The organism is Roseateles microcysteis, from assembly GCF_036880965.1.
GTDB lineage: Bacteria > Pseudomonadota > Gammaproteobacteria > Burkholderiales > Burkholderiaceae_C > JAUASW01.
In genome coordinates this window covers 336,344-358,363 of sequence record NZ_JBAJMV010000004.1, presented here as the reverse complement: position 1 = coordinate 358,363, position 22,020 = coordinate 336,344, and the positions used below count along the sequence as shown (strand labels likewise).

Genomic DNA, 22,020 nt, shown 5'->3' with positions numbered 1-22,020 from the left:
GATGAGCCTGAAAGGCAAGACCGCCCTGGTAACCGGGGCGACGCAGGGCATTGGCCGCGCCATCGCGGAGCAACTGGCCGCCGCTGGCGCCGACGTGGTGCTGCACGGCATCGAGCCGCTGGCCGCCGGCCAGCAGATTGCCGCAGCGCTGGCCCAAGCCCACGGCGTGCGCGCCGCCTACGTGCCGGCCAATCTGGCCGATGCGCAAGCCGCTGCCGGCCTCGTGGCCGCGGCCACCGAGGCCTTGGCGCCGCCCGACATCCTCGTCAACAACGCTGGCATCCAGCACACCTGCGGCATTGCCGAATTCCCGGCCGAGCGCTGGGACGCAATCCTTGCGATCAACCTCTCCGCGGCCTTCCATGCGATGAAGGCTGCGGTGCCCGGCATGCGCGCCCGGGGCTGGGGCCGCATCGTCAACATCGCCTCGGTGCATGGCCTCGTGGCCTCGGTCAACAAGAGTGCCTACCTGGCCGCCAAGCATGGACTCGTGGGCTTGTCCAAGGGCGTGGCCCTGGAGACGGCGGCCGAGGGCGTCACGGTCAATTGCATCTGCCCTGGCTGGACCGACACCGCCATCATCCAGCCGCAGATCGATGCCCGCGCGGCGCAGCTCGGCGGCGACCGCCAGGCCGGCATCCGCGAGCTGCTGCGCGAGAAGCAACCAAACCTGACCCTGCTGCCCCCGTCGCGCATCGGCGACGTGGCGGTATTCCTCTGCAGCGAGGCGGCCGCCGGCATCACCGGCGTGGCCTTGCCCGTGGATGGAGGCTGGACAGCCCAGTGAAAGAGGCTGTCTGAATCCCAGGCATTGCCTGAATTCCAGGCAGTGCAGATCCACCGAAATCCGACCTGGCAGACACCGAAAGTGCCGGGTCCAGCCCCCGGCGTGGCTGCTTGCCTGGGCAGACGGCAAGGCCTCTAGTGGTTTGCACCAGGGTGGCGCATCCGGGCACAGCTTTTGCGCAGGGAGAACTGTCATGGCGCTTCAGACGCCAGTCGCTTTCAGATCAACAACGGAGACAACATGAGCATTCGTCCGTCCTCGATTTCCCCTTCCTCCCTCTGGCGTCTTTCGCCACTCGGCCTGGCCGCGGCCCTGGCCCTGAGCGGCGCAGCGCATGCGCAGCAGGCGGCTGCCGACAAGAAGCCGTCCGACGACAAGGCCAAGGCCGAGGTCACCACGCTGGACACCGTGACCGTGACCGCCCGCCGCCGCGAGGAGACGCTGAAGGACGTGCCCGTGGCCGTGACCGCGCTGTCGGCCACCGCGCTGGAAAGCAAGGACATCAAGAACCTCGGCGACCTGCAAGGCCAGGTGCCCAACCTGAGCGTCTATGCCGCGCGCGGCAGCAACACCACCTTGACCACCTTCATCCGCGGCGTCGGCCAGGCCGACCCGCTGTGGGGCGTGGACCCGGGCGTCGGCATCTATTTCGACGACGTGTTCATCGCGCGTCCGCAGGGCGCGCTGCTGGAAGTGTTTGACGTGCAGCGCATCGAAGTGCTGCGCGGCCCGCAAGGCACGCTGTACGGCAAGAACACCATCGGCGGCGCCGTCAAGTACGTCTCCAAGCCGCTGGAGGACAAGAACGGCGGCTCCATCGGCATGACCGTCGGCAGCTATGGCCAGATGAACGTGAAGGGCTCGGCCAACCTGAGCAGCGACAGCGGCGAGCTGCGCGGCCGCGTGGCCGTGGCCAGCCTGAAGCGCAATGGCTACGGCAAGAACCTGGCGGACGGCAGCGACGTCTCCAACCAGGACACGCAGGCCGGTCGTGTCTCGGTCGGCTACTTCCCGAAGAGCCTGCCGTTCACGCTGCAGGTCAGCGCCGACGAAACCCGCGACAAGTCCAATATGCGCGGCTTCCGTCGCCTCAATGCGAACCCGCCGCAGGTCAGCGACTTCGACATCAGCACGGCGATGGCGAACAAGAACCGCACCACCTCCAAGGGCAATTCGGTGACCGCCACCTGGAACCTGAGCGACGCCTGGGCGGCCAAGTTCATCACCGCGCAGCGCCAGTCTGACACGGCCACCGGCATCGACTTCGACGGCACGACGGCCAAGACCGCCGACGTGCTGGCCAACTACTCCGACAAGTCGCGCAGCAACGAACTGCAGTTCAGCTACGACGGCAACGGCAGCAACGGCGTGATCGGCTTCTACACCTTCGACGGCAACGCCGGCGGCCAGGTGCGCAACAACTTCTTCAACCTGCTGTTCGGCGACACCAACGGCCGCGTCTACACCAAGAGCGAAGCGGTCTATGCCGACTGGAGCTGGAAGCTCTCGCCGCGCCTGGGCGCCAGCGCCGGTGTGCGCTACACGCAGGAAGAGAAGCATGCCATCGTGCTGAACCGCAGCTACAGCAACGACAGCTTCACGACCGTGACGGCCACCAGCGCCGACTTCGACAAGACCCGCAAGGTCACGAACACCGCGCCCAAGATCGGCGTCGACTACAAGCTCAGCGACTCCACGAACCTGTACGCCAGCCTCTCACGCGGCTTCAAGTCGGGCGGCTACAACGTGCGTGCCAACACGGCCGCAGTGCCCGCTTCCAGCAAGCCCTTCGAAGACGAAACGCTCGATTCGCTGGAATTCGGTTCCAAGATGAGCCTGGACGGCGGCCGCTTCGAGCTGAATGCAGCCGCGTTCATGAACAAGTACAAGAACGTGCAGCTGTCGGTGTTCACGTCCTACACGATGGCCAACGGCACGCAGGGCTTCTTCGGCGACTTCACCAACGCCGGCAAGGCCGACGTGAAGGGCCTCGAGCTCGAGTTCGCATGGCGGCCCGACCAGGTCTGGACCTTCAGCGGCAATGTCGCGACCACCGATGCCACGTACAAGGAGTACCTGGACCGTGGCGTCAACGTGGCCTCGACGAAGTGGTTCACCAACACGCCCAAGTTCAGCGCCGCCTTCAACATCGAAGCGAAGGCTGCCGCGCCCTGGGGCGGCCTGCTGCGCTCGCGCGTGGGGCTGAGCTACCGCACCAAGGTCTATCCGACGACGGACCTGAGCGAAGCCATCGCCCAGCGCGCCTACACCCTGGTCAATGCCGGCCTGGTGTGGGAGCGTGACCGCAACTGGACGTTCTCGCTGCAAGGCAACAACCTGACGAACCAGGCCTACCGCACCGACGGCTACAACATCCCCTCGCTGGGCGTGTTGAGCGGCTACTACGGCCCGCCGCGCGCGCTGTCGCTGTCGGCGACCTACAAGTTCTAAGGGCGCCGCATGCCCTATCTCGATCGCTATTACTCGAGCGACGACGGGCTGCGGCTGTATGCGCGTGACTACCCAGGGCCGGCACCGGACGCACCGGTCGTGCTGTGCCTGCCCGGGCTCACGCGCAACAGCAAGGACTTCGCCGCGCTGGCCGAAGTGCTGAGCACGCGCTACCGCGTGGTCTGCCCGGACCTGCGCGGCCGGGGCCACTCGCAGCGCGATGCCGACCCGACGCGCTACCGGCCCGACCGCTACTGCGTCGACATGCTGGGCCTGCTGGACCTCTTGCAACTGCCGCGTGTCAGCATCGTCGGCACCTCGCTGGGCGGGTTGATGGCAGTGATGCTGGCGGCCATGCAGCCGGCGCGCGTCCATGCCATCGTGCTGAACGACGTGGGCCCCGAGCTGGACCCGCGCGGCATTGCGCGCATCGCCGGCTATGTGGGCAAGCAGCATGAGCCTTGCAGCCTGAACGAGGCCATCGACCGCATTGCCGCGATCAACCGCGAGGCCTTCCCCGACTACGAGCGGGCGGACTGGCTGGCCATGGTGATGAACACCTGCATCATGGAGGGCGAGCAGGTCCTGCTGGACTACGACCCCACCATTTCGCAGGGCGTGGCCAACGGCAGTGCCGCGCCCAATCTGTGGCCGCTGTTCCAGCTGCTGGGCGCGCACCCGGTGCTGGCGATCCGCGGTGCGCTGTCCGACATCCTGGCACCCGCCACGCTGCAGGCCATGAGTGAGCGCCTGCCCACGCTGCAGGCCCTGGAGATTGCCGACCGCGGCCACGCGCCAACGCTGGACGAGGCGCTGGCCCGCCAGGCGATCCAGGACTTCCTGGATCGAAACAATCCCTGAAGCAAGCACGGAATTGCCCATCGGCAACTGTATGGATGTACAGTGGCGGAAAACTTTCCCCGGAAAGCTTTCCGCCACTTCCATTTGCAGTCCTTCTCTTGCACTGCGGGTCTTCTCACAGCCCTTGAGGAGGATCAGAGTTTCTTCGGTGGCGGAGCGTTCCGGCGGGTGCATGATGCTGTGCACCCGCCCTGAATCCATCCCGCCAATCGCAGCCGGAGTTCCGTCCCATGAGCAGTCCGCAGTTCCCCGCTTCCGCCACCCCGTCCTCTGAAATCGCCACCCTTCCCAAGCCCCGCGCCGATGCCGCCAGCCTGCCTGCGCAGGACATCAGCGCCGAGGTGCTGATCGAGAAATACGCCAAGGGCGAGGAGCTCGACATCGAGACGCTGCGCCTGCGCGTGGCGCGAGCCCTGGCGCAGGCGGAAGCGCCCGAGCAGCGCGCGCAGTGGGAGGCGAAGTTTGTCGAGGCGCAGCGGCGCGGTTTCGTGCCTGCGGGCCGCATCATGTCGGCCGCCGGCACCGAGCTCGCGGCCACGCTGATCAACTGCTTCGTCCAGCCGGTGGGCGACTCCATCGCCTCGCTGGAAGAAGGCCATCCCGGCATCTACACCGCGCTGACCGAAGCCGCCGAGACGATGCGCCGCGGCGGCGGTGTCGGCTACGACTTCTCGCGCATCCGTCCCAAGGGCGCCTGGGTCGGCGCCACGCGCTCCAGTGCCTCCGGCCCGGTCAGCTATATGCGGGTGTTCGACCGCAGCTGCGAAACGGTGGAGAGCGCCGGCGCGCGGCGCGGCGCGCAGATGGGCGTCCTGCGCTGCGACCATCCTGACATCGAGGAATTCATCCACGCCAAGGACCAGGGCGACCTGAAGAACTTCAACATCTCGGTCGGCGTGACCGATGTGTTCATGCAGGCCGTCGAGGCCGGCGGCGAGGTCGAGCTGGTGCACAAGGCCGAGCCGGGCCCCGCGCAGCGTGAAGGCGGCGCCTACCAGCGCAAGGATGGTTTGTGGGTCTACCGCCGCGTGCCTGCGCGAGCCCTGTGGGACCAGGTCATGCGCTCCACCTACGACCACGCCGAACCCGGCGTGCTCTTCCTGGACCGCATCAATGCCGACAACAACCTGCATTACTGCGAGTCGATCTCGGCGACGAACCCGTGCGCTGAACAACCCCTGCCCCCCTATGGCTGCTGCTGCCTCGGCTCCATCGACCTGACCCGCTTTGTCGAGCATGCGTTCGAAGACCAGGCAGTGTTCGACGAGGCCGGTTTCGCCGAGGTCTGCAAGCTCGCAGCGCGGATGCTCGACAACGTGCTCGACGTGACGCCCTGGCCCCTGCCTGCGCAGGCGAACGAGGCGCGCAACAAGCGCCGCGTGGGCCTCGGGTTCACCGGCCTGGGCGATGCGCTCGTCATGCTGAACCTGCGCTACGACACCGAGGCTGCCCGCAACATGGCGCGCCGTATCAGCGAGGTGATGCGCAACGCGGCCTATGAGGCCAGCGCCGACTTGGCCGCCGAGCGCGGCGCGTTCCCGCTCTTCAACGCCGACCTCTACCTGTCCGGCGGCAGCTTTGCCTCGCGCCTGCCGCAGGGCCTGAAAGACAAGATCCGCGCGCAAGGTCTGCGCAACTCTCACCTCTTGTCCATCGCGCCCACCGGCACCATCAGCCTGGCGTTTGCCGACAACGCGAGCAATGGCATCGAGCCGGCCTTCAGCTGGTTCTACACCCGCAAGAAGCGCATGCCCGACGGCGGCTTCAAGGAATATGCGGTGGAAGACCACGCCTGGCGCCTGTTCCGCCATCTGTATGGCGCCGACACGCCGCTGACGCCGGCCTTCGTCACCGCGCTGGAGCTCAGCGCGGCCGACCACGCATCGATGGTGGCTGCCGTGGCGCCCTACATCGACACGTCGATATCGAAGACGGTCAATGTGCCGGCCGACTATCCCTATGCCGATTTCCAGGACCTCTACACGCAAGCCTGGAAGAGCGGGCTGAAGGGCCTGGCCACCTATCGGCCGAACTCGGTGCTGGGTTCCATCCTGAGCGTCGAGCCTACGGCCGTGCCTGAACCGCTGCGCCCGGTCACCGATGTGGACGGCAGCAACCAGCGCCTGCGCGTCGAGCGCCTGCCCAAGGCGGTGATGGCCTCTTTGCGCTGGCCCAGCCGGCCCGAGCTGCCCGGTGGCAATCCGGCCTGGAGCTACATGATTCGCCATCCGCACGGCGACTTCGCGCTCTTCGTTGGCGAGCTGCCGGCCGAGGGGCCGGACGCCGGCCTGTTCGGCAAGAACCTGCCGTTCGAGGTGTGGGTGAACGGCGCCGAGCAGCCGCGTGGCTTGTCGGCCGTGGCCAAGACCTTGTCGATGGACCTGCGCACCAACGACGCCGCCTGGCTCAAGCTCAAGCTCGATGCCTTGACCACCGTGGCCGAGGAGCGTGCGTTCGAGATGCCGATGCCGCCGGGCGGCGAACCGCGCTTGTTCCCCGGCGTGGTTGCCGCCACCGCGGCCGTCATCCGCTGGCGTTGCGAGCAACTCGGCGCCCTGCAGGAGGGCGGCCCGACGCCGGTGATCGATGCCATGTTCAGCCGCGAGGAGCCGCGCACCGGCACCTCCGGCACCCTGGCCTGGGCGGTCGACGTCGACAACCCCGCCACCGGCGAGCAGTTCACGCTCACCTTGAAAGAGGTGAGCCTGCCCACGCCCGAAGGCGGCCAGGTCACGCGGCCCTGCGCCATGGGTTTCTCGGGCAACTATCCGAAGGCGCTGGACGGCATGGCGCGTTTGCTGAGCCTGGACATGCGCGTGATGGACCCGGCCTGGATTGGCATGAAGCTGCGCAAGCTCCTGAACGTTGGCGAGCCGCTGGGCCACTTCATGGCGCCGGTGCCCAACCTTTCAGGGGAGCGCCGCCAGCAGGTCTGGCCTTCCACCGTGGCCTATGTGGCACGGCTCATCATTCACCGCTATGCCATGCTCGGCGTGCTGGATGAGCAGGGCCTGCCCCTCGTGGAGATGGGCCTCTTGCAGGCACCGATCATCAGCGACAAGGCGGCCGCCGCCACCGTGCGGCCACAAGCCGGCAAGCCCTGCCCGGAGTGCGGCAACTCGACCATGATCCACAAGGACGGCTGTGACTTCTGCACCGCATGTGGCTACGTGGGGCAGTGCGGATGAGGCAGCGGTTTTTGCGCTGCGACGATCATGTATTGCGCCGGCACCTGGTAGCCGCCTTGGGCGTCTTGCCATGGCGCCAGGGCCTGCAGATAGCGGGCCTGGACGCGCTCTCGCACCGTGGTGTCGAAGCGCGACCAGGCCAGTGCCACGGGCCCACCGGCAAATGCCGCAGCGCAAGCCGCATCGCCGTCACGATAGTCCAGTGAGTCGCGGCGCCGCCTTTGCAGGCTGACGAGCAGACCGGCCGACGCGCATTCGCGGGCCAGCGCATCGCCCTGGCCGAGGCCGAAGAACAGCGGGCAGACCTCGCTCTGCACCTCGGCGTCGACGATGCCGAACAGCGGCGCCCAGCCACAGCTGGCGCGTTCCCCCCAGACGGCGAGCACCGCCCGGCCGCCAGGGCGCAGCACGCGATACAGCTCGCGCAAGGCGGCCTGCGGGTTGGGCACATACATCAGCCCCAGTGAGCACAACGCCAGGTCGAAACTGGAATCGGGCAGGGCGAGTTGCTGGGCATCCATGCGCGCAAAGCGAGCCTGGCTGCAACCTGACTCCTCGGCGTGCCGCCGGGCGGACTGCACCATCGTTTCGGACAGATCGACACCGAGCACCCGACCGGCCAGCCCGACGGTCAGCGCGGCCGTTGTTGCCATGAGGCCCGGGCCGCAGGCCACGTCGAGCACCGCCTCGCCGAGCATGGGTGCGGCCAGCGCCATCAACTGCTGCTGCAAGCCGGCCAGCGGGCCGTGCCAATGGCGCGCATAGGCTGGCGCCGCCCGGTCCCAGCCATAGCGCTGGATGCGGCCTTGCAGGCGCTCGTCCATGGCCTCGTTCACGCCCGAGTGACGACCACTTCCAGGTATTCCGAAGGCACGACCAGGGACCCCGGGCCGCCGCGGTTGAGGTTTTCGAGCAGCTCGGCCATCTCGGCAGCCAGGGCCTCGGCCTTCTCGGGCGTCTGGGCGGCGAAGGCCTTGTGCACCGGTCCGTACCAGTTGCGGAACACCTCGACAAAGTGTGCCGCCGAGCGGTAGCGGAAGACGAAGTCGCGGGGCGTGATCTGCAGCTTTGCGGCCTTGTCGCCGAACAGCTCGCGCAGATGGGCCTCGGTGCCCCACAGCCCAGGCGGCTGCACGCCGGCCGGTGGCGGCACGTAGCGGCCCAGCAGCTTGAACAGGCGGCCGACCATGCTGTCAGGTGTCCAGTTGGCCAGGCCGATGCGGCCCCCCGGGCGGACCACGCGGGTCATCTCGCTGGCGGACTTGGCATGGTCGGGGGTGAACATCACGCCGAAGGTCGAGAGCACCGCATCGAAGCTGGCGTCGGCAAAGGGCAGGGCCTCGGCATCGGCGGTCTGGAAGGTCACGGCGAGGCGCTCGGCGCGCGCACGCTCGGCGCCGCGCTCCAGCAGGGTGCCGACATAGTCGGTCGATGTGACGAGGCAGCCGCGCCGTGCAGCCGCGAGCGTCGCATTGCCGTTGCCGGCCGCCACGTCGAGCACGCGCTCGTCGGTGCGCAGGTCCACGGCCTCGGCCAGCATCTCGCCGACGATCTGCAGCGTGGTGCCGATGATTGCGTAGTCGCCGCTGCCCCAGGCAGCTTGCTGGCGGGTCTTGACGGCGGCAAGGTCGATGACTGCGGTGTTCATGCGGTTCTCCCGAGGTGAGGATGGGTGCGCCACTGTCGCTGCGCGGCCGACCCGCCGTCCTGCCTGATCGTCGGCGGCTCCTGACCGAGCGTCCGTATTGCGATCAGTCGGCGGCGGCTCTGGCGCACCGACGGGCTCGGCTGCAGAATCGCCGCACGCATCTGAAGGGAGCACGCCATGAGCATGGAACGGATAGCCACAGCTCTCGACAGAGTCAGCGCCGCCTTGCGTCGCAAGCCTCAGGCCGGCATTCATGACGATGCGGCCGCCACCGCGCGCTGGGACGGCGGCCTGCGCACCCGCGTGCTGCACGACGCCGGCCATGAGCTGCTGACCGACATGCCCGCCGAGATCGGCGGCGAAGACGGCGCACCGACGCCCGGCTGGTTCATGCGTGCGGGTCTGGCCTCCTGCGCCGTGACCCGCATCGCGATGGCCGCCGCCGCCGAGGGCATCCGGCTGGAGACGCTGGAGGCGCGCGCAAGCAGCCGCTCCGATACGCGCGGCATGCTGCTCATTCCCGAGGCCGACGGCAGCGCGGTGCCGGCGCAGCCGCTGGAGATCGCCCTGCATGTGCGCATCGGTGCGCCCGGCGTGCCTGCCGAACGGCTGCGCACCCTGGTTGAATGGACGGCCCGCTGCTCGCCGGTGGGCTGCACCGTCGAGCAGCCCATGCCGCTGGCGCTGCACGTGGACGTGGCGAGCTGAGCGGGCATGGACGCTCTTTCGCAGACGCTGCGCGTGGTCCGCCTGGTGGGGGCGATCTTCCTGCACGGCCGCTTCACCGCACCGTGGTGCTATCAGGCGCCGCATGCCGACTCGGCTGCGCCTCACCTGGAACCGACGGCAGAGCGGGTGGTGATCTTCCACATGATCACCGAAGGCGAATGCTGGGTCGAGATCGGCGATGCCGCGCCACAGCGCCTGGTGGCGGGCGACGTGGTGGTGTTCCCGCAGGGTGATGCGCACCGCATGGGCTCGGCGCCGGGCCTGCCGCCGGCAGCGGGCGCGCGGCTGGACGAGGTGCTGGCGCGCCGGCCGCGCTTGCTGGACTATGGCGGCGGCGGGGCGACCACCAAGCTGGTGTGCGGCTACCTGGCCTGCGACGCGCGGCTGGCCCGCATGCTGCTGGCCGGCCTGCCACCATTGCTGAAGGTCAGCGTGCGCGGCTCGGATGCCGGCCTCTGGCTGGAGAGTTCGGTGCGCTATGCCCTGGTGGAGGCACGCTCGCCGCGGCCCGGTGGCCAGGGGCTGCTGGCCAAACTGGCCGAGGTGCTGTTCATCGAGGTGCTGCGCATCTACATGCTCGAACAGAGCAGCCAGCACACCGGCTGGCTGGCCGGCGTGAATGACCGCATCGTCGGCGCCGCGCTGCGCGCCCTGCATGCCGAACCGGCCCGTTGCTGGACGCTGGAGGAGCTGGCGCGCACCGCTGGCACCTCACGCTCCGTGCTTGCGGAGCGTTTCGCACAGCTGGTGGGTCAGGCGCCGATGCAGTACCTGGCCCAGTGGCGCATGCTGCTGGCCTCCAATCTGCTGGCGCGCAGCAATGCGCCGCTGGCGCAGATCGCCGAGGAGGTCGGCTACCAGACCGACACCGCCTTCAGCCGGGCCTTCCGGCGCGAGTACGGCATGCCGCCGGCGGCCTGGCGCCGTCGGCAGGCATGGGAGCCGGCCAGCAGAGCCTGACGCACGGCCCGGGCCGGCTCAGCCGCCAGCCTTCAGGCGCGCCAGCATGGCCTTCAAGGCCTGGTCGGCCATCACCGGTATCAGCTGCTCGTAGACCTGGGTGTTGATCTGATAGTCCACCTCGCGGCCGGTCACCTTGCCGAACAGGTTGGTGGTTTCGCGCAGGAACTTGGCCTCGGTGATGCCCCGGCTCATCATGTCTTCGGTCAGGTAGAGCTTGGCGATGTCGCCGTCGTGGCCCACGGCCAGGCGGGTGAAGCGCTCGCCCAGGCGCACGGCGGCCATGGCGCCCGAGCTGTAGTGCATCCAGGGGCCGGCGCGGCTGGAACTGTTCCAGACATGGGCGATGGGCACGAACACGCGCACATGCAGGCTGGCCGCGCCCAGCGCCTTCTGCAGCGCCTTGTCGTAGTAGGGCCAGTTGGTGCTGTACTGGCCGAGCCGGCCGGTGAAGGTCAGCGTGTCGTCGCTGACGCTGCTGAAGCCGGTGTAGTTGCTCTTCAGGTTGTCGTACTCGTCGCCCTTGAGATTGAGGATCAGGCCCTTGGGCGTGTGAAAGAGGCTTTTGTAGGCGCCCGACTTGGAACCCGGCGAGGCGGTTTCCATCAGCAGCGGCGTGGCGCTGGATTTCTCCTGCATGGTGCGGTATTCGGGCGTGGCCATCAGCGTGTCGTGCGGCACCAGCTCGAAGCCTGCGGCCCTCAAGGCGGCCTGGAAGTTGGCATACATGGTTTCTGTCATGGCCTGCAGCCGGCCAGGGTCGGATTGCAACGCCGTCTCGAAGCTCAGCGTCACGCCGCCGCCATTGGAGGTCTGGCCCAGCACGTACTGCACGACGAAGGACGCGATGGCCACCCTGCCCACTCCTCGGGCCGCTCCCAGATCGCGGTCACCGATCACCGGCGGCGAGTAGGCGAGGCTGCCGGCTTCATCAGCCTGGCCGTTGGCGCTCAGGGTGACAAACAGGAGGGCGAAGGCCGCGGTCAGGCGGCGCGTGTGAGGCAGGTTCACGGGTGGCTCCTTGTGAAGTGAGTCAATGGGCTCACCCGTGAACGCAGGAAATTTGCGCCAAAGGGCGCATGCCTCCCTCAGAAGCTGTCGGTCTGCACCTGGCCGCTTGTGTCGGTCCAGCGGCGTTGATTGGCCAGCGTGGCCATGTCCACCGTCAGCTCGGCCCACTGGTCTGCGTGGGTCCAGCGCAAGGCCAGCGTGGCGCCCTGGCCGGGCAGCAGCTCGAAGCGGCCGCCAAAGGCCGGATGCCCGTTGCGCCAGCGAATCAATTCCAGCAGTCGCTGCACCACCGGTGTTTGCACGGCGTCGTCCAGCTGGCCTGCATCGAAGTATTGGCGGTTGATGTCGCGGCCCACGCCGGTGCGCTGCAGCAGCGCCATGTCGTTGCGGCCGGCCAGCAGGCCCACGTAGTAGACCTGCGGCACGCCGGGCAGGAAGAACTGAAGCGCCCGCGCCAGCAGGTAGCGCCGTTCGTCGCCGCCGAGCGCGTCAAAGAAGGTGCAGTTGACCTGGTAGAGATCGAGGTTGGAGGCGGCGGCGCCCGTGGCCTGGCGGCTCTGGCCGCCGCTGTTGGCATGGATGCGTTCGACCAGGGCATCCAGCTCGGCCGGCGGCACGAGACCGGGCGAGCCCTCGCGGTCGGCCGCATCGGCGCCGATGTCGATGATGCCGATGCCGTCGTGCGTGTCGAGCACCGTGAGCGCATTGTTCGGGCGGACCCTGATCCAGTGCCGCAGCGGATCGGCCGTGCCGAACTCGAAGGCATGCAGCACCAGCGGCGGCAGCGCGAAGTCGTAGACCCAGTCCACCTGGGCGGCAATCTCGATCTGGCGCCGGTAGTAGGCATGGATCTCGACCAGCACCTCAATGCCCAGCGCCTGTGCGCGGCGGGTGAAATCGGCGACGAAGTCGAAGCTCTCCGGCATCATGAAGCAGGACTCGCCCGCCTTCTTGATCGCGTAGCCGGCCGCGTCGAGACGGATCATACGGATGCCGTTTTCGGCGAAGCGCTCGAGGATGCCGTCCAGGTAGGCGCGGCCCTCGGGATGCTGCACGTCGATGTCCAGCTGCTTGGACGTGAATGTGGTCCAGAGGATCTTGCGCTCGCCGTTCTTCAGCGTGGCGCAGGTGAAGGGCAGGCCCGGGCGTGGGCGGTAGATCTTCAGCAGCTGCTGCTCGGTGGCGCCGTTCGGGAACACCGCCTCCATCGTGAGGAACAGGCCGGCATAGCGCGAGGCCTCGCCCTTCTCGGCAAAGTCCTGGAACTGCGGGGAGTCGGCCGACACGTGGTTGACGATCACGTCGGCCATCACGTCCAGCTCGCCGGTCAGTGCGCGCAGCTCGGGCCAGCCGCCCAGGCGCGGGTCGACCTGGGTGTGGTCGATCGGGTCGAAGCCGGCGTCCGCGCCATCGATCGGGTAGAAGAAGGGCAGCAGGTGCACGCCGCCGAAAGCGCCGGCCAGCGGGCTCGTGCCCTGCGGAGCGAGCAGGCCGCGCAGGCCCTCGAGCGTGCCCGCCAGTCGGTCGACGTAGGTGATCAGTTGGACTTGGTTCTTCATTTCTCTTGGTGCGGCAGGCGCACCCTCAGGACGGCCACGGCAGCCAGCAGAAGCAGGGTGCCGGCGAGGCGGATCACCTGGGCCGGGTCGCCGCCCAGCCAGGATTGGTAGATCAGTGGCAGGGTCAGCATCTGGATCAGCATGGGAATCACGATGAACATGTTGAAGATGCCCATGTAGACCCCGGCTCGCTCGGGAGGGATGCAACCCGCCAGCAGCACATAGGGGTTGCCCATGATGCTGGCCCAGGCCAGGCCCACGCCCAGCATCGGCACGAACAGCAGCGCGCGGTCGTGGATGGATGGAATCCACCACAGCGCGCCGCCGGCCAGCAGCAGGCACAGCGCATGCACCCGCTGCGCGCCGAAACGCCGGGTGAAGGGCAGCATGCTGAGCGCTGCCAGGAAGGCCACGAAGTTGTAGAAGCCGCCGATCTGCCCGTTCAGGAGGCCGGCCTCGCGGAAGCCGGCGGAGGTCGGGTCGTCGGTGCCGAACATGGTGCGGGCCAGGCAGGGCACGATGTAGATCCAGTAGCACATCATGGCGTACCACTGGAACAGCTTCATCCACCACAGGCGCCGCATCGCGTCGGGCATCTCGCGGAAAGCGGCGACGATCTCGGCCAGCGTCGCACGCGCGCCGCGCGGCCGGGCCCGCAGTGCCGAGAGCTCGGACGGGCTCAGCGGCAGCTCAGGCACGCGGCGCACCGACCACCACACGGTGACGAAGGACAGCAGGGCGCCGAGCTGGAAGGCCAGCAGCGTGGTCTGCGGGATGTGGTTGCTGCCCACGGCGTCGCGGCTCAGGCCAGCCCAGACCATCAGCGAGGGCGCCAGGTAGGCCAGGGTCTGTGCCAGGCCGGTGAAGGCGCTCTGGGTCAGGAAGCCCTGGGCATGCTGGCTCTCGTCGAGCCGGTCTGACACATAGGCCCGGTAGGGTTCCATGGTCACGTTGTTGGCGGCGTCCAGGATCCACAGCAGGGCGGCCGCGAACCACAGCGTCGGGCTGGTCGGCATCAGCAGCAGGCCGAGGCTGCACAGCAGGGCGCCGATCAGGAAGTAGGGCGTGCGCCGGCCCCAGCGCGAGACCGTGCGGTCGCTCATCGCGCCGATCAGCGGTTGCACCAGCAGGCCGGTCATCGGGCCGGCCAGCCATAGCAGCGGCAGGCTGGCCTCGTCGGCGCCGAGGTACTGGTAGATCGGGCTCATGTTGCTCTGCTGCAGGCCGAAGCTGAACTGGATGCCGAAGAAGCCGACGTTCATGTTCAGGATCTGCCACAGGCTGAGCCGGGGCTTGGCGGTGGAGGCGCTCATCGGATCTCCGCGAGGCTGGGTTGCAGCGGGGCGAGGCCCAGCGCTTCACGCCAGGGGTGGAAGAAGGCAGGGTCGGCCGGTGCCGGCCCGCGCTCGCCGCACATGGCGGCGGCAAAGCCGCTCGCCAGCCGCAGGGCCTCGGGCAGTGCCCGGCCTGCGAGTGTGGCCGCGAGCAGCATTGCACTGAAGGCATCGCCGGCGCCGACGGTGTCGACCAGGTGGGCCACGGGACTGGCGGGGCCTTCAGCGACCAGGCTGCCATCGGCCGCAAAGGCCGCATGACCCAAGGGACCGCGGGTCAGCACGAGCAAGCGCAGATCGAAGCGGCGCATCAGGCCGCCCACGGCGTCCCGCAGTGCCAGCGGTTCGGTCACGGTCGGGTCGGCATCGGGCAGGAACCACTGCATCAGCTGGGCCAGCTCCTCGTCGTTGACCTTGAGCCAGTCGGCCTGATGCAGGCAGGCCTCTGCGATCTCGGGGTCGCGGCTGTCGTCACGCAGGTTCAGGTCGAGGAAGAACAGCCGGCCGCCCTGGTCCAGGGCCTTCAGCATGTTGCCGAGCCGCAGCCGTGTGGCAAAGCGCCGCAACTGCAGGCTGCCGAAATAGACCACGCCGGGCTGCTCTGCCTCGGCCAGCGCCAGCACCGGGTGCGGGTCCAGGTGGTCCCAGGCGGCGACGCGGGCGATTTCGAAGCGATGGCCTTGCGGACCTTCGACGATGTGGACACGCCCGGTCGGATGCCGGGCGTCGAGCTGCAGGCCCCGCTCGGACAGGCCGGAGCGCCGCATCGCCTGACGGATGCGCAGCGCGCCGGCATCGTCCTGCCCCACGCGGCTGGCCAGCCGCGCGGCCTGGCCGAGGCTGGCCAGCGAGCGCGCGACATTGAGCGGTGCGCCGCCCGCGACCGGCCCGTCGGCGAACTCGTCGACCAGGGCTTCGCCGATCAGCAGGACCGGCCCGAGGGGCAGCAACTCCGCCATGGCCGCGGGCTCAGAAGTCGAACTTCAGCGCGGCGCGCACGGTGCGGCCGTTGAGCGCGCGGGCGGCGTGGCCGTCGCCTTCGATCTCGGTGTAGGCCAGTGCATTGAACAGGTTGTTGGCCGAGATCGAGAGCTGCGTGCGGGCGTTCAGCTGGTAGCTCGCGAAGGCATTCACCACACGGTAGGCCGGCATGGTGATGGTGTTCTGGTCATCGCCGTAAGACTTGCCCGAGCCGACGACCGACACGCCGAGTTCGAGGTCCCCGAGGCTCCAGGTCGGCGCCAGCTGGTAGACCAGCTTGGCCTGACGGCGCGGCTGCTTGCCCACCACGCTGGCGTCGTTCGAGCCCTTGATCTTGGCGTCGGTCAGCGTGGCACCCGCGTTCACGCGCAGCTCGCCCAGCGTGTAGGCGGCCTCCAGCTCCAGGCCGTTCGCGCTGTAGCGGTTGGCGGTGAAGTTGCGGGTCGTGACCTCGTAGTTGCTTTCCTTCGTGCGGGCATTGAACAGCGTGGCGAACAGGCTCAGGCCCTGCGAGCGCCACTTGACGCCGGCTTCCGCCTGGTCGATCTCGTTCACCGCGATCGGCACCGAGCCGTCGAGCGGGTTGCCGTAGAGCAGGCGGTCGGCGCTGAAGGCCACGCCGTTGCTGATGCGTCCGAACAGGGCCGTGTTCTTGTCCAGCGACAGGTTGGCGCCCAGCGAGTAGGAGTCGTGCGTGACCTTGTAGTTGACCGTCTTCTGGCTTGCGCCGTCCCAGGTCCTGGCCGTGTTGTTGCCGGCCACGGTGTAGCCGGCCGCCTTCTGCTCGTCACGCCGAATGCTGGCGTCGATGTTCAGCGCGCCGCTCTCCCAGGCCAGGGCCGCGTAGGGTGCGTTCTGGGTGTACTGCACGTTGAAGCTGCGGGTGCAGCAGCCGCCCCAGGTCGTCCAGCCGAGGGCGACGGGCTGGGTGCTGGGCTTGCCGGTGGCGTCGACTACCTGGGCGGCCGTGCCGCTCATCGTCAGGTTGTACTGGTTCCAGAACCAGGTCTGGGCCACATCCTGCGTGCCGGTGAACAGGCCGCCCACCAGGGTCAGCTTGCCGCCCGGCTGCTGGATCACCTTGGTGAGCTTCAGGTCGTTGAAGCTGTTGTCCAGGCTGTCGAGCGAGGTGTTGAACAGGGTGCCGGTGAAGAAGGCCGCCTTGCCGTTGTTGCCGTTGTCGGCCGGGAACAGCGCCATGAAGCGGCCGGAGTTGGACGCCTTGCGGAACTTGTCTTCAACGCTCAGGCCGTTGCCGAGGTCGTAGCCCCCCTCGAAGCCGATGGCCGTGCTCTTGACACGCAGGCCGTCGCGGGTGGCGCTGCTGACGGCATTGCCGTCCTTGTCCACACCCACGTCGCGCGACAGACCCGGCGTGATGAAGAAGGCGGTGCGCGGGTCGATGCCGTTGATCGTGTTGATGCGGCCGTTGCTCACGGTGACCGGCACCGGCATCAGGGACGGAGTCTTGTCATCCAGCGCCTTCAGGTTCAGGCGCAGCCAGCCCTGGTCGAATTTCTGCGTGATGTTGGCCTTGATCTGGCCGCCGCTTTCCAGCGTCTGGCCGGTGGGCCGGCCGCCCTCGCCGGTGCGGTTGAAACCGCCGATGTGGAAGCTCGTGCCCGAGGCATTGCTGCCGCCGTAGTCCACGTCGATGCGACGCAGGTCGCGGCCCAGGCCCAGGCTGAGGCCCACGCTGCCGCCCTTCTCGGTGCCGGTCTTGCTGATGAAGTTGATGACGCCGCCGGGCGAGTTGCTCACCAGCGTGGAGGCCGAGCCGCCGCGCAGCACTTCCAGGCGCTCGACGTTGTAGTCGGCGCGCAGGAACTGGTCGGCCGTGCCGAAGGCGATGTCGCCGAACAGCAGCACCGGCAGGCCGTCTTCCTGGATCTGCACATAGCGCGAGCCGCCGGCCGACAGCGGCACGCCACGCACGGTGATGTTGGCATTGCCCTCGCCGCCGGAAGATTCCGAGCGCACGCCGGGCACCGAGCGCAGCAGCTCGGTGGCGCTGGTGGCGCCGGAGCGGCTCAGCTGCTCGCCGTCCAGCGAGCTGATGGACAGGCTCTGCTTCATCTTGCTGACCTTGATCGAGGTGCCGGTCAGCACCACGCGGTCCAGCTTGAGGCCGTCACCTTCCTCCGCCTTGGTGGCGGGCGGTGTGGCTTCCTGCGCGAACACCGGGCTGAAGGCCAGGCTCAGGGCCAGGGCGAGAGGCGCGGCCTGGAAGCGTCCGCGGGGCAGGGGCGAATGGGGGGCTTGCATTGTGTTGTCTCCGGGCTTGGCGCATGGGGCGCTCTGGGTGGGGTCTCCTGGATGGTGTGCCCCGTTTGTACCGGTGCACACCATCCTCGGCCTGTCGCCATTCTGGGCTCGGTCGATTTGTTTTGCAATCGATTGCAATTCAGGGATAGCGCTATGAGATCGCGATAGATTGGGTGCTACTCGCGCGCAGACGCGAAATCGAGCGGGAAAGGATTGGTTTTAATTGCAATCCTTTGCATCGGCGAATTGACTGCGCTCAGGGAGCGCTCTGGCGCACCACCAGATGCACCGGCAGCGTCACGGGCAGGGCGGTCTGGCCGTTCAGCAGGGCCATGAGCTGCTCCACCAACTGGGCGCCGGCTTGGGCCACGGGCTGGTGGACGCTGGTCAGGGGTGGGTCGCAGTAGGCGGCCAGCGGCATGTCGTCATAGCCGCAGACCGCCACATCGGCCGGCACCTCGCGGTCCAGGCTCCGCAGCACCTGGATGGCCTGGAGCGCGAGCAGGTCGCTGCAGGCCACCACGCCGTCGATGGCTCGGTGCTCGGCGAAGAAGCGCTCCATTGCTGCGCGGCCGCTGCTCACGTCGAAAGGCGCCTTCAGTTCCAGGCCCGGCGTGCGAGGCTGGCCGGCGCGCTCCAGCGCATCCCAGTACCCGGCGCGCCGCATCATGACCTCGGGCAATTCGGCATCACCCAGGAAGGCGATGTGGCGACGGCCTGCGTCCAGCAGATGGCGCGTGGCGAGGTCGCCGCCCAGGCGGTTGTCGCCCCCCACGTTGCAGTACAGCTGCTGTGGCATCTGCGCCCCCCAGACCACCACCGGCAGCTTGCGGGCGGCCATGTCGTTGAGCTGGTCGTGGTGGCGCCATTGGCCGATCACCAGCAGGCCGGTGGCCTTGCCGGAGTCGATGATCTGCGCCGCCAGGTCCAGCCGCTCGGCGTCGACGCGGGACAGCAGCATGTCGATGCCACGGTCGGTCAGCTCGTCGGCGATGGCGCCGACGATGGACAGGAAGAAGGGGTCGGAGATGTGCTGCCTGGACTGCGCATCGAAGGGCACGACCACGGCCACCGTGTTGTTCTTCTGCAGGCGCAGGTTCTGGGCGCCGAGATTGATCGAGTAGTTGAGCGACCGGGCCAGCTCGGTGATGCGCTGGCGGGTCTCGTCATTGACCAGGCGGCTGCCGCTCAGGGCCCGGGACACGGTGGACACCGAGACGCCGGCCAGGCGTGCGATGTCGGACATCTGCAGCCGGCGCTGTTCCTGCTTGCTGGGGTACTCTGCACTCATGGGCACTATTGTCGACGCCGGCGGCGGCCCGGGACCGCAGGGTTAGCGCCAGCCCGTCGACGCGTTGAGCCGGGAGGGCGTGGCATGGCGAATGCAAAGGATGATCGATCGCTGAACCTGGTGCTGGGCGAGGCGCTGCAGCGGGTGGTGGCTGACCCGCCGGCGTCGAATCAGCAGCGTGCGGTGCAACCGCTGGCGGCCGCTCGGCGCCTGACCGAGCAGGCCGCGCGGCGTGCCGCTTTCGCGGCTGGCAGCCTCTCGCTTCCGCCAGGGCCGCTGGGGTGGTTGACACTGCTACCTGAAATGATGAGCGTCTGGCGCATCCAGGCGCAGCTCGTCGCCGACATCGCCGCCGTGTACGGACGCAGCCACGAGCTCGATCGGACCCAGATGCTCTATTGCCTGTTTCGCCACACGGCGGCGCAGGGCCTGCGCGACCTGGCTGTGCGGGTGGGTGAGCGTCTGATCGTGCAGCCGCTGGCGGCCGGGGCGCTGAAGAAGCTGGCCGGCGCCATTGGCTTGAAGCTGAGCCAGCGCGCGCTCGGCAGCAGCATGGCGCGCTGGCTGCCCCTGGTTGGCGCTGCCGGCGTGGGCGCCTACGCCTGGCATGACACGCGCCAGGTCGCGCGGGCCGCCATCGAACTGTTCGAGACGCAGGCTCCCGGTCAGCCGCCCGCTCAGCCGCCAGGCTGAGGGCCACCGTAGCCCTCGACGATCACCATGTCCACCACGCTCACCGCCGTGCGCAGCTTGATCGCCGCCTGGTAGCCGGGCGAGGCCCAGCAGTCAACGGCCGCCTGGTAGCTCGGGAACTCGATCACGACATTGCGTGCGCGGCTGCTGCCCTCCGGGTTGTCGAACCTGCCGCCGCGCACCAGGAAGCGCGCGCCGTGGGCCGCCAGCGGTTCGGCGTTGGCGGCCACATAGGCCTTGTATTGCTCGGGGTCGCTCACGTCCACGCGGGCGATCCAGTAACCCTTGCTTGCCTTGCTTTCACTCATCGCGATGTATTCGCAGCGCCGCAGCCGCGGGGCTCCGTCCAGGTAGTCGAGGAGTGCTCAGTCTGCCATTGCCGGGCCCGCACCACCATCCCGATCACTCAGCGGGTGCTGGCCGCCGTCCCGCACCATCAGCAGGCAAGCGCAGAGAGTCGCCGCCGTTCTCGCGCAGGTCGAGGATCAGGCCGCGCGCGCCGAAGCGGGCAGGCCGAAGAGACGGTCGAAGGCCCAGGTGAAAGCCACCGTGTAGACCATGAAGAAGAGCAACAGGGCGAGGTCGGCCAGCAGCGCCTCCCACCAGCCGATGGACAGCCACCAGGCCATCACCGGCACGAGCCAGAACACCAGCCCGCCCTCGAAGCCGATGCCATGCGCGATGCGGCGCGCCAGCGAGCGGCCGCGCTGGGCCTGGCGGGCCTCCCAGCGTTCGAACAGCGCATTGAAGGCGTAGTTCCAGGCCAGGGCGACGCTGGACATCAGCGCGGCCAGCGTCAGGCTGGAGCTCATGCTGTGGCCGTACACCCAGGCCAGCACCGGGCCGACGACGGCGATGGCGATGAATTCGTAGAGCAGGGCCTGGACGATACGGCGGCGGCGGGGGCTCATGGGACGGCGAGGGCAGACGGGTTGAAGAGTCGCCGATGCTAGCCGTTCAGCGCACGCACAAGCTCACGTTGGCTTTTGGGTCGGAACCGGCGGCTGCTGCGCCGGTGGCGGCGATGGCCGGAGCCACGGTCAACTTGCGCCCAGCTCCGCGCCAGACCGAGCCGTCCGGCTGCCGCTCCTCCAGAATGCATTCCACGCTGCCGAGGGCGATGGCCATCTTCTCCTCCAGCGTCAGGCGGATCCTGGTGTTGCTGCGCGGGTCGCTCAAGGCCGGGTTGTGGAACTTCGTGAACTCGCCCGCCTTGCCTGGCTTGGGCAGCTCGATGCGCAGCGGCGTGCGGTCCGGGGCAACCGCTGCGGCGCCGGCTGCGCTGCCAGCGGTTGCCTCCGAACTGCCGGTGGTGGCAGGTGCAGGGGTGCCCGCTTCGCTCGGGGTCAGGTCTTGCTGCGAGTGGACCGGCGGGATTGAAATCGGTGTCGCCGGCGCTGGCGGCGGCTGCGCTTGCGCTGTCTCGCGCGGCCTTTCTGGAGGCTTTTCTGGCACTCTTGCCGGTGCGACTGGACGCAGCCAGAGCGTCACGCTGGCCCATGACGGCTTGGCAGGCCCGGCACGGTCGCGCTGCTGCATCTGCAAACCCAGCAGCCACAGCGCTGCCAGATGGGCCGCAGCCAACAAGGCCAGCAGCGGCCAGCGCCGATGGGCGCGGCCCTGCGGCCAAAGGCCGTCTGTCGGAGAAAGGCTCAATGGACTGTAGAGACGCGAAAGCAGGGAAGGGCGAATACGGCCGTGTGCATGATGCGCCGCGATGCTAGCGGCGTTTCATGTCTGCAGGGTGGGCGTCTGATGTCCGGCTTGAAACAGATGCCGGTTCTCTGCCTTGGCGGCTCAGCGGCTCAAGAGCAGGTTGAGCTTGAAGCCATTGCTGATCTCGACCTGGACCTTCTTGCCAAGCTCGGCAATCAGCGCGCCGTCGGTATAGCCGAGCGCCTGCTTCTCGCCACCGGCGCCGGGCAGCGGGCTGGCGCTGTAGGTGATGCGAAAGCTGTTGCCATCAATGGGGTTCACGCTGAGCACGTAGCGGCGCGAGCCCTCGGTGAAGCCGATCGTCCCAGGCGCGGCGATGCGCGCCTTCAGGCTGCTCTTCTGGCCGGCATCGGCAATATCGGCTTCGATCTGCAGGTTGCCCTCTCGTGTCGCCGGGCTGCTGGCTTCGCTGGTGGCCGGTGCGTCCTTGGCCTGGGCCAGCGGCAGGGCACAGCAGGCCATCAGCAGGCCGGCAAGCAAGGGAGTGGCGTATCGCCTGGATGGGTTCATGGGGTTCTCCTCCTTGAATGGTTCTTGTGGATGGCT

General features: G+C 68.3%; 19 protein-coding genes. 7 read left to right on the top strand and 12 right to left on the bottom strand.

The window, feature by feature from the left end:
- Nucleotide 1: 1 nt before the first annotated feature.
- From V3596_RS13465 to V3596_RS13450, 4 genes are all read left to right on the top strand, one after another.
- The gene (locus tag V3596_RS13465) at nt 2–787 is read left to right on the top strand and encodes a 3-hydroxybutyrate dehydrogenase (RefSeq protein ID WP_334278279.1); all 786 of its coding nucleotides are present in this window, start codon (nt 2–4) and stop codon (nt 785–787) included.
- A gap of 240 nt (nt 788–1,027) precedes the next feature.
- A complete protein-coding gene (locus tag V3596_RS13460; protein WP_334278278.1) occupies nt 1,028–3,238 on the top strand; it encodes a TonB-dependent receptor in 2,211 nt (736 codons plus the stop codon).
- Nucleotides 3,239–3,247: 9 nt separating this feature from the next.
- Nucleotides 3,248–4,099: an alpha/beta fold hydrolase gene (locus V3596_RS13455; RefSeq protein ID WP_334278277.1), complete on the top strand. Its 852-nt coding sequence runs from the start codon at nt 3,248–3,250 to the stop codon at nt 4,097–4,099.
- Nucleotides 4,100–4,329: 230 nt separating this feature from the next.
- Complete coding sequence (locus tag V3596_RS13450) at nt 4,330–7,287, top strand: adenosylcobalamin-dependent ribonucleoside-diphosphate reductase (RefSeq protein WP_334278276.1); 2,958 nt, start codon at nt 4,330–4,332, stop codon at nt 7,285–7,287.
- Here V3596_RS13450 and V3596_RS13445 read toward each other — a convergent pair.
- Both V3596_RS13445 and V3596_RS13440 read right to left on the bottom strand, forming a co-directional pair.
- Nucleotides 7,266–8,111, bottom strand: coding sequence for a class I SAM-dependent methyltransferase (locus tag V3596_RS13445; protein ID WP_334278275.1), 846 nt, complete (start codon nt 8,109–8,111; stop codon nt 7,266–7,268). The two genes, V3596_RS13450 and V3596_RS13445, sit on opposite strands and share 22 nt — an antisense overlap.
- Before the next feature lie 8 nt (nt 8,112–8,119).
- A complete protein-coding gene (locus V3596_RS13440) occupies nt 8,120–8,935 on the bottom strand; it encodes a class I SAM-dependent methyltransferase (protein ID WP_334278274.1) in 816 nt (271 codons plus the stop codon).
- Between the two features lie 177 nt (nt 8,936–9,112).
- Between V3596_RS13440 and V3596_RS13435 the strand changes: the two genes are divergently transcribed.
- On the top strand, nt 9,113–9,643 hold the full coding sequence (locus V3596_RS13435; RefSeq protein ID WP_334278273.1) for an OsmC family protein: 531 nt from the start codon (nt 9,113–9,115) through the stop codon (nt 9,641–9,643).
- Nucleotides 9,644–9,649: 6 nt separating this feature from the next.
- Nucleotides 9,650–10,624: an AraC family transcriptional regulator gene (locus V3596_RS13430; RefSeq protein ID WP_334278272.1), complete on the top strand. Its 975-nt coding sequence runs from the start codon at nt 9,650–9,652 to the stop codon at nt 10,622–10,624.
- Between the two features lie 18 nt (nt 10,625–10,642).
- Here the strand turns inward: V3596_RS13430 and V3596_RS13425 are convergent, their stop codons facing one another.
- From V3596_RS13425 to V3596_RS13400, 6 genes are all read right to left on the bottom strand, one after another.
- On the bottom strand, nt 10,643–11,635 hold the full coding sequence (locus tag V3596_RS13425) for an SAM domain-containing protein (RefSeq protein ID WP_334278271.1): 993 nt from the start codon (nt 11,633–11,635) through the stop codon (nt 10,643–10,645).
- A gap of 77 nt (nt 11,636–11,712) precedes the next feature.
- Entirely contained in the window at nt 11,713–13,194 is a 1,482-nt protein-coding gene (gene gtfA, locus V3596_RS13420) for a sucrose phosphorylase (RefSeq protein WP_334278270.1), read from the bottom strand.
- Nucleotides 13,191–14,507, bottom strand: coding sequence for an MFS transporter (locus V3596_RS13415; protein WP_334278269.1), 1,317 nt, complete (start codon nt 14,505–14,507; stop codon nt 13,191–13,193). The genes gtfA and V3596_RS13415 overlap by 4 nt, the downstream gene beginning before the upstream one ends.
- A complete protein-coding gene (locus tag V3596_RS13410; protein ID WP_334278268.1) occupies nt 14,504–15,487 on the bottom strand; it encodes a PfkB family carbohydrate kinase in 984 nt (327 codons plus the stop codon). The genes V3596_RS13415 and V3596_RS13410 overlap by 4 nt, the downstream gene beginning before the upstream one ends.
- Before the next feature lie 10 nt (nt 15,488–15,497).
- Nucleotides 15,498–17,774 carry a TonB-dependent receptor gene (locus tag V3596_RS13405; protein WP_334278267.1) on the bottom strand — a complete coding sequence of 759 codons (2,277 nt, stop codon included), beginning with the start codon at nt 17,772–17,774 and terminating at the stop codon, nt 15,498–15,500.
- Nucleotides 17,775–18,030: 256 nt separating this feature from the next.
- Nucleotides 18,031–19,065 (bottom strand): LacI family DNA-binding transcriptional regulator, encoded by a 1,035-nt coding sequence (locus V3596_RS13400; RefSeq protein ID WP_334278266.1) that lies wholly within the window; start codon nt 19,063–19,065, stop codon nt 18,031–18,033.
- Nucleotides 19,066–19,149: 84 nt separating this feature from the next.
- Here V3596_RS13400 and V3596_RS13395 point away from each other — a divergent pair, with 84 nt between their 5' ends.
- Nucleotides 19,150–19,758 carry a hypothetical protein gene (locus V3596_RS13395; RefSeq protein ID WP_334278265.1) on the top strand — a complete coding sequence of 203 codons (609 nt, stop codon included), beginning with the start codon at nt 19,150–19,152 and terminating at the stop codon, nt 19,756–19,758.
- On the opposite strand, the gene V3596_RS13390 is transcribed toward V3596_RS13395, so the two are convergent.
- The 4 genes from V3596_RS13390 to V3596_RS13375 form a co-directional block, all read right to left on the bottom strand.
- Nucleotides 19,743–20,066, bottom strand: a complete 324-nt coding sequence (locus V3596_RS13390; protein WP_334278264.1) for a DUF1330 domain-containing protein — start codon at nt 20,064–20,066, stop codon at nt 19,743–19,745. The genes V3596_RS13395 and V3596_RS13390 overlap by 16 nt on opposite strands.
- A gap of 177 nt (nt 20,067–20,243) precedes the next feature.
- Nucleotides 20,244–20,669 carry a PACE efflux transporter gene (locus V3596_RS13385; RefSeq protein WP_334278263.1) on the bottom strand — a complete coding sequence of 142 codons (426 nt, stop codon included), beginning with the start codon at nt 20,667–20,669 and terminating at the stop codon, nt 20,244–20,246.
- A gap of 46 nt (nt 20,670–20,715) precedes the next feature.
- Nucleotides 20,716–21,414 (bottom strand): hypothetical protein, encoded by a 699-nt coding sequence (locus V3596_RS13380; RefSeq protein WP_334278262.1) that lies wholly within the window; start codon nt 21,412–21,414, stop codon nt 20,716–20,718.
- Nucleotides 21,415–21,555: 141 nt separating this feature from the next.
- Nucleotides 21,556–21,984 carry a hypothetical protein gene (locus tag V3596_RS13375; protein WP_334278261.1) on the bottom strand — a complete coding sequence of 143 codons (429 nt, stop codon included), beginning with the start codon at nt 21,982–21,984 and terminating at the stop codon, nt 21,556–21,558.
- Nucleotides 21,985–22,020 lie beyond the last annotated feature (36 nt).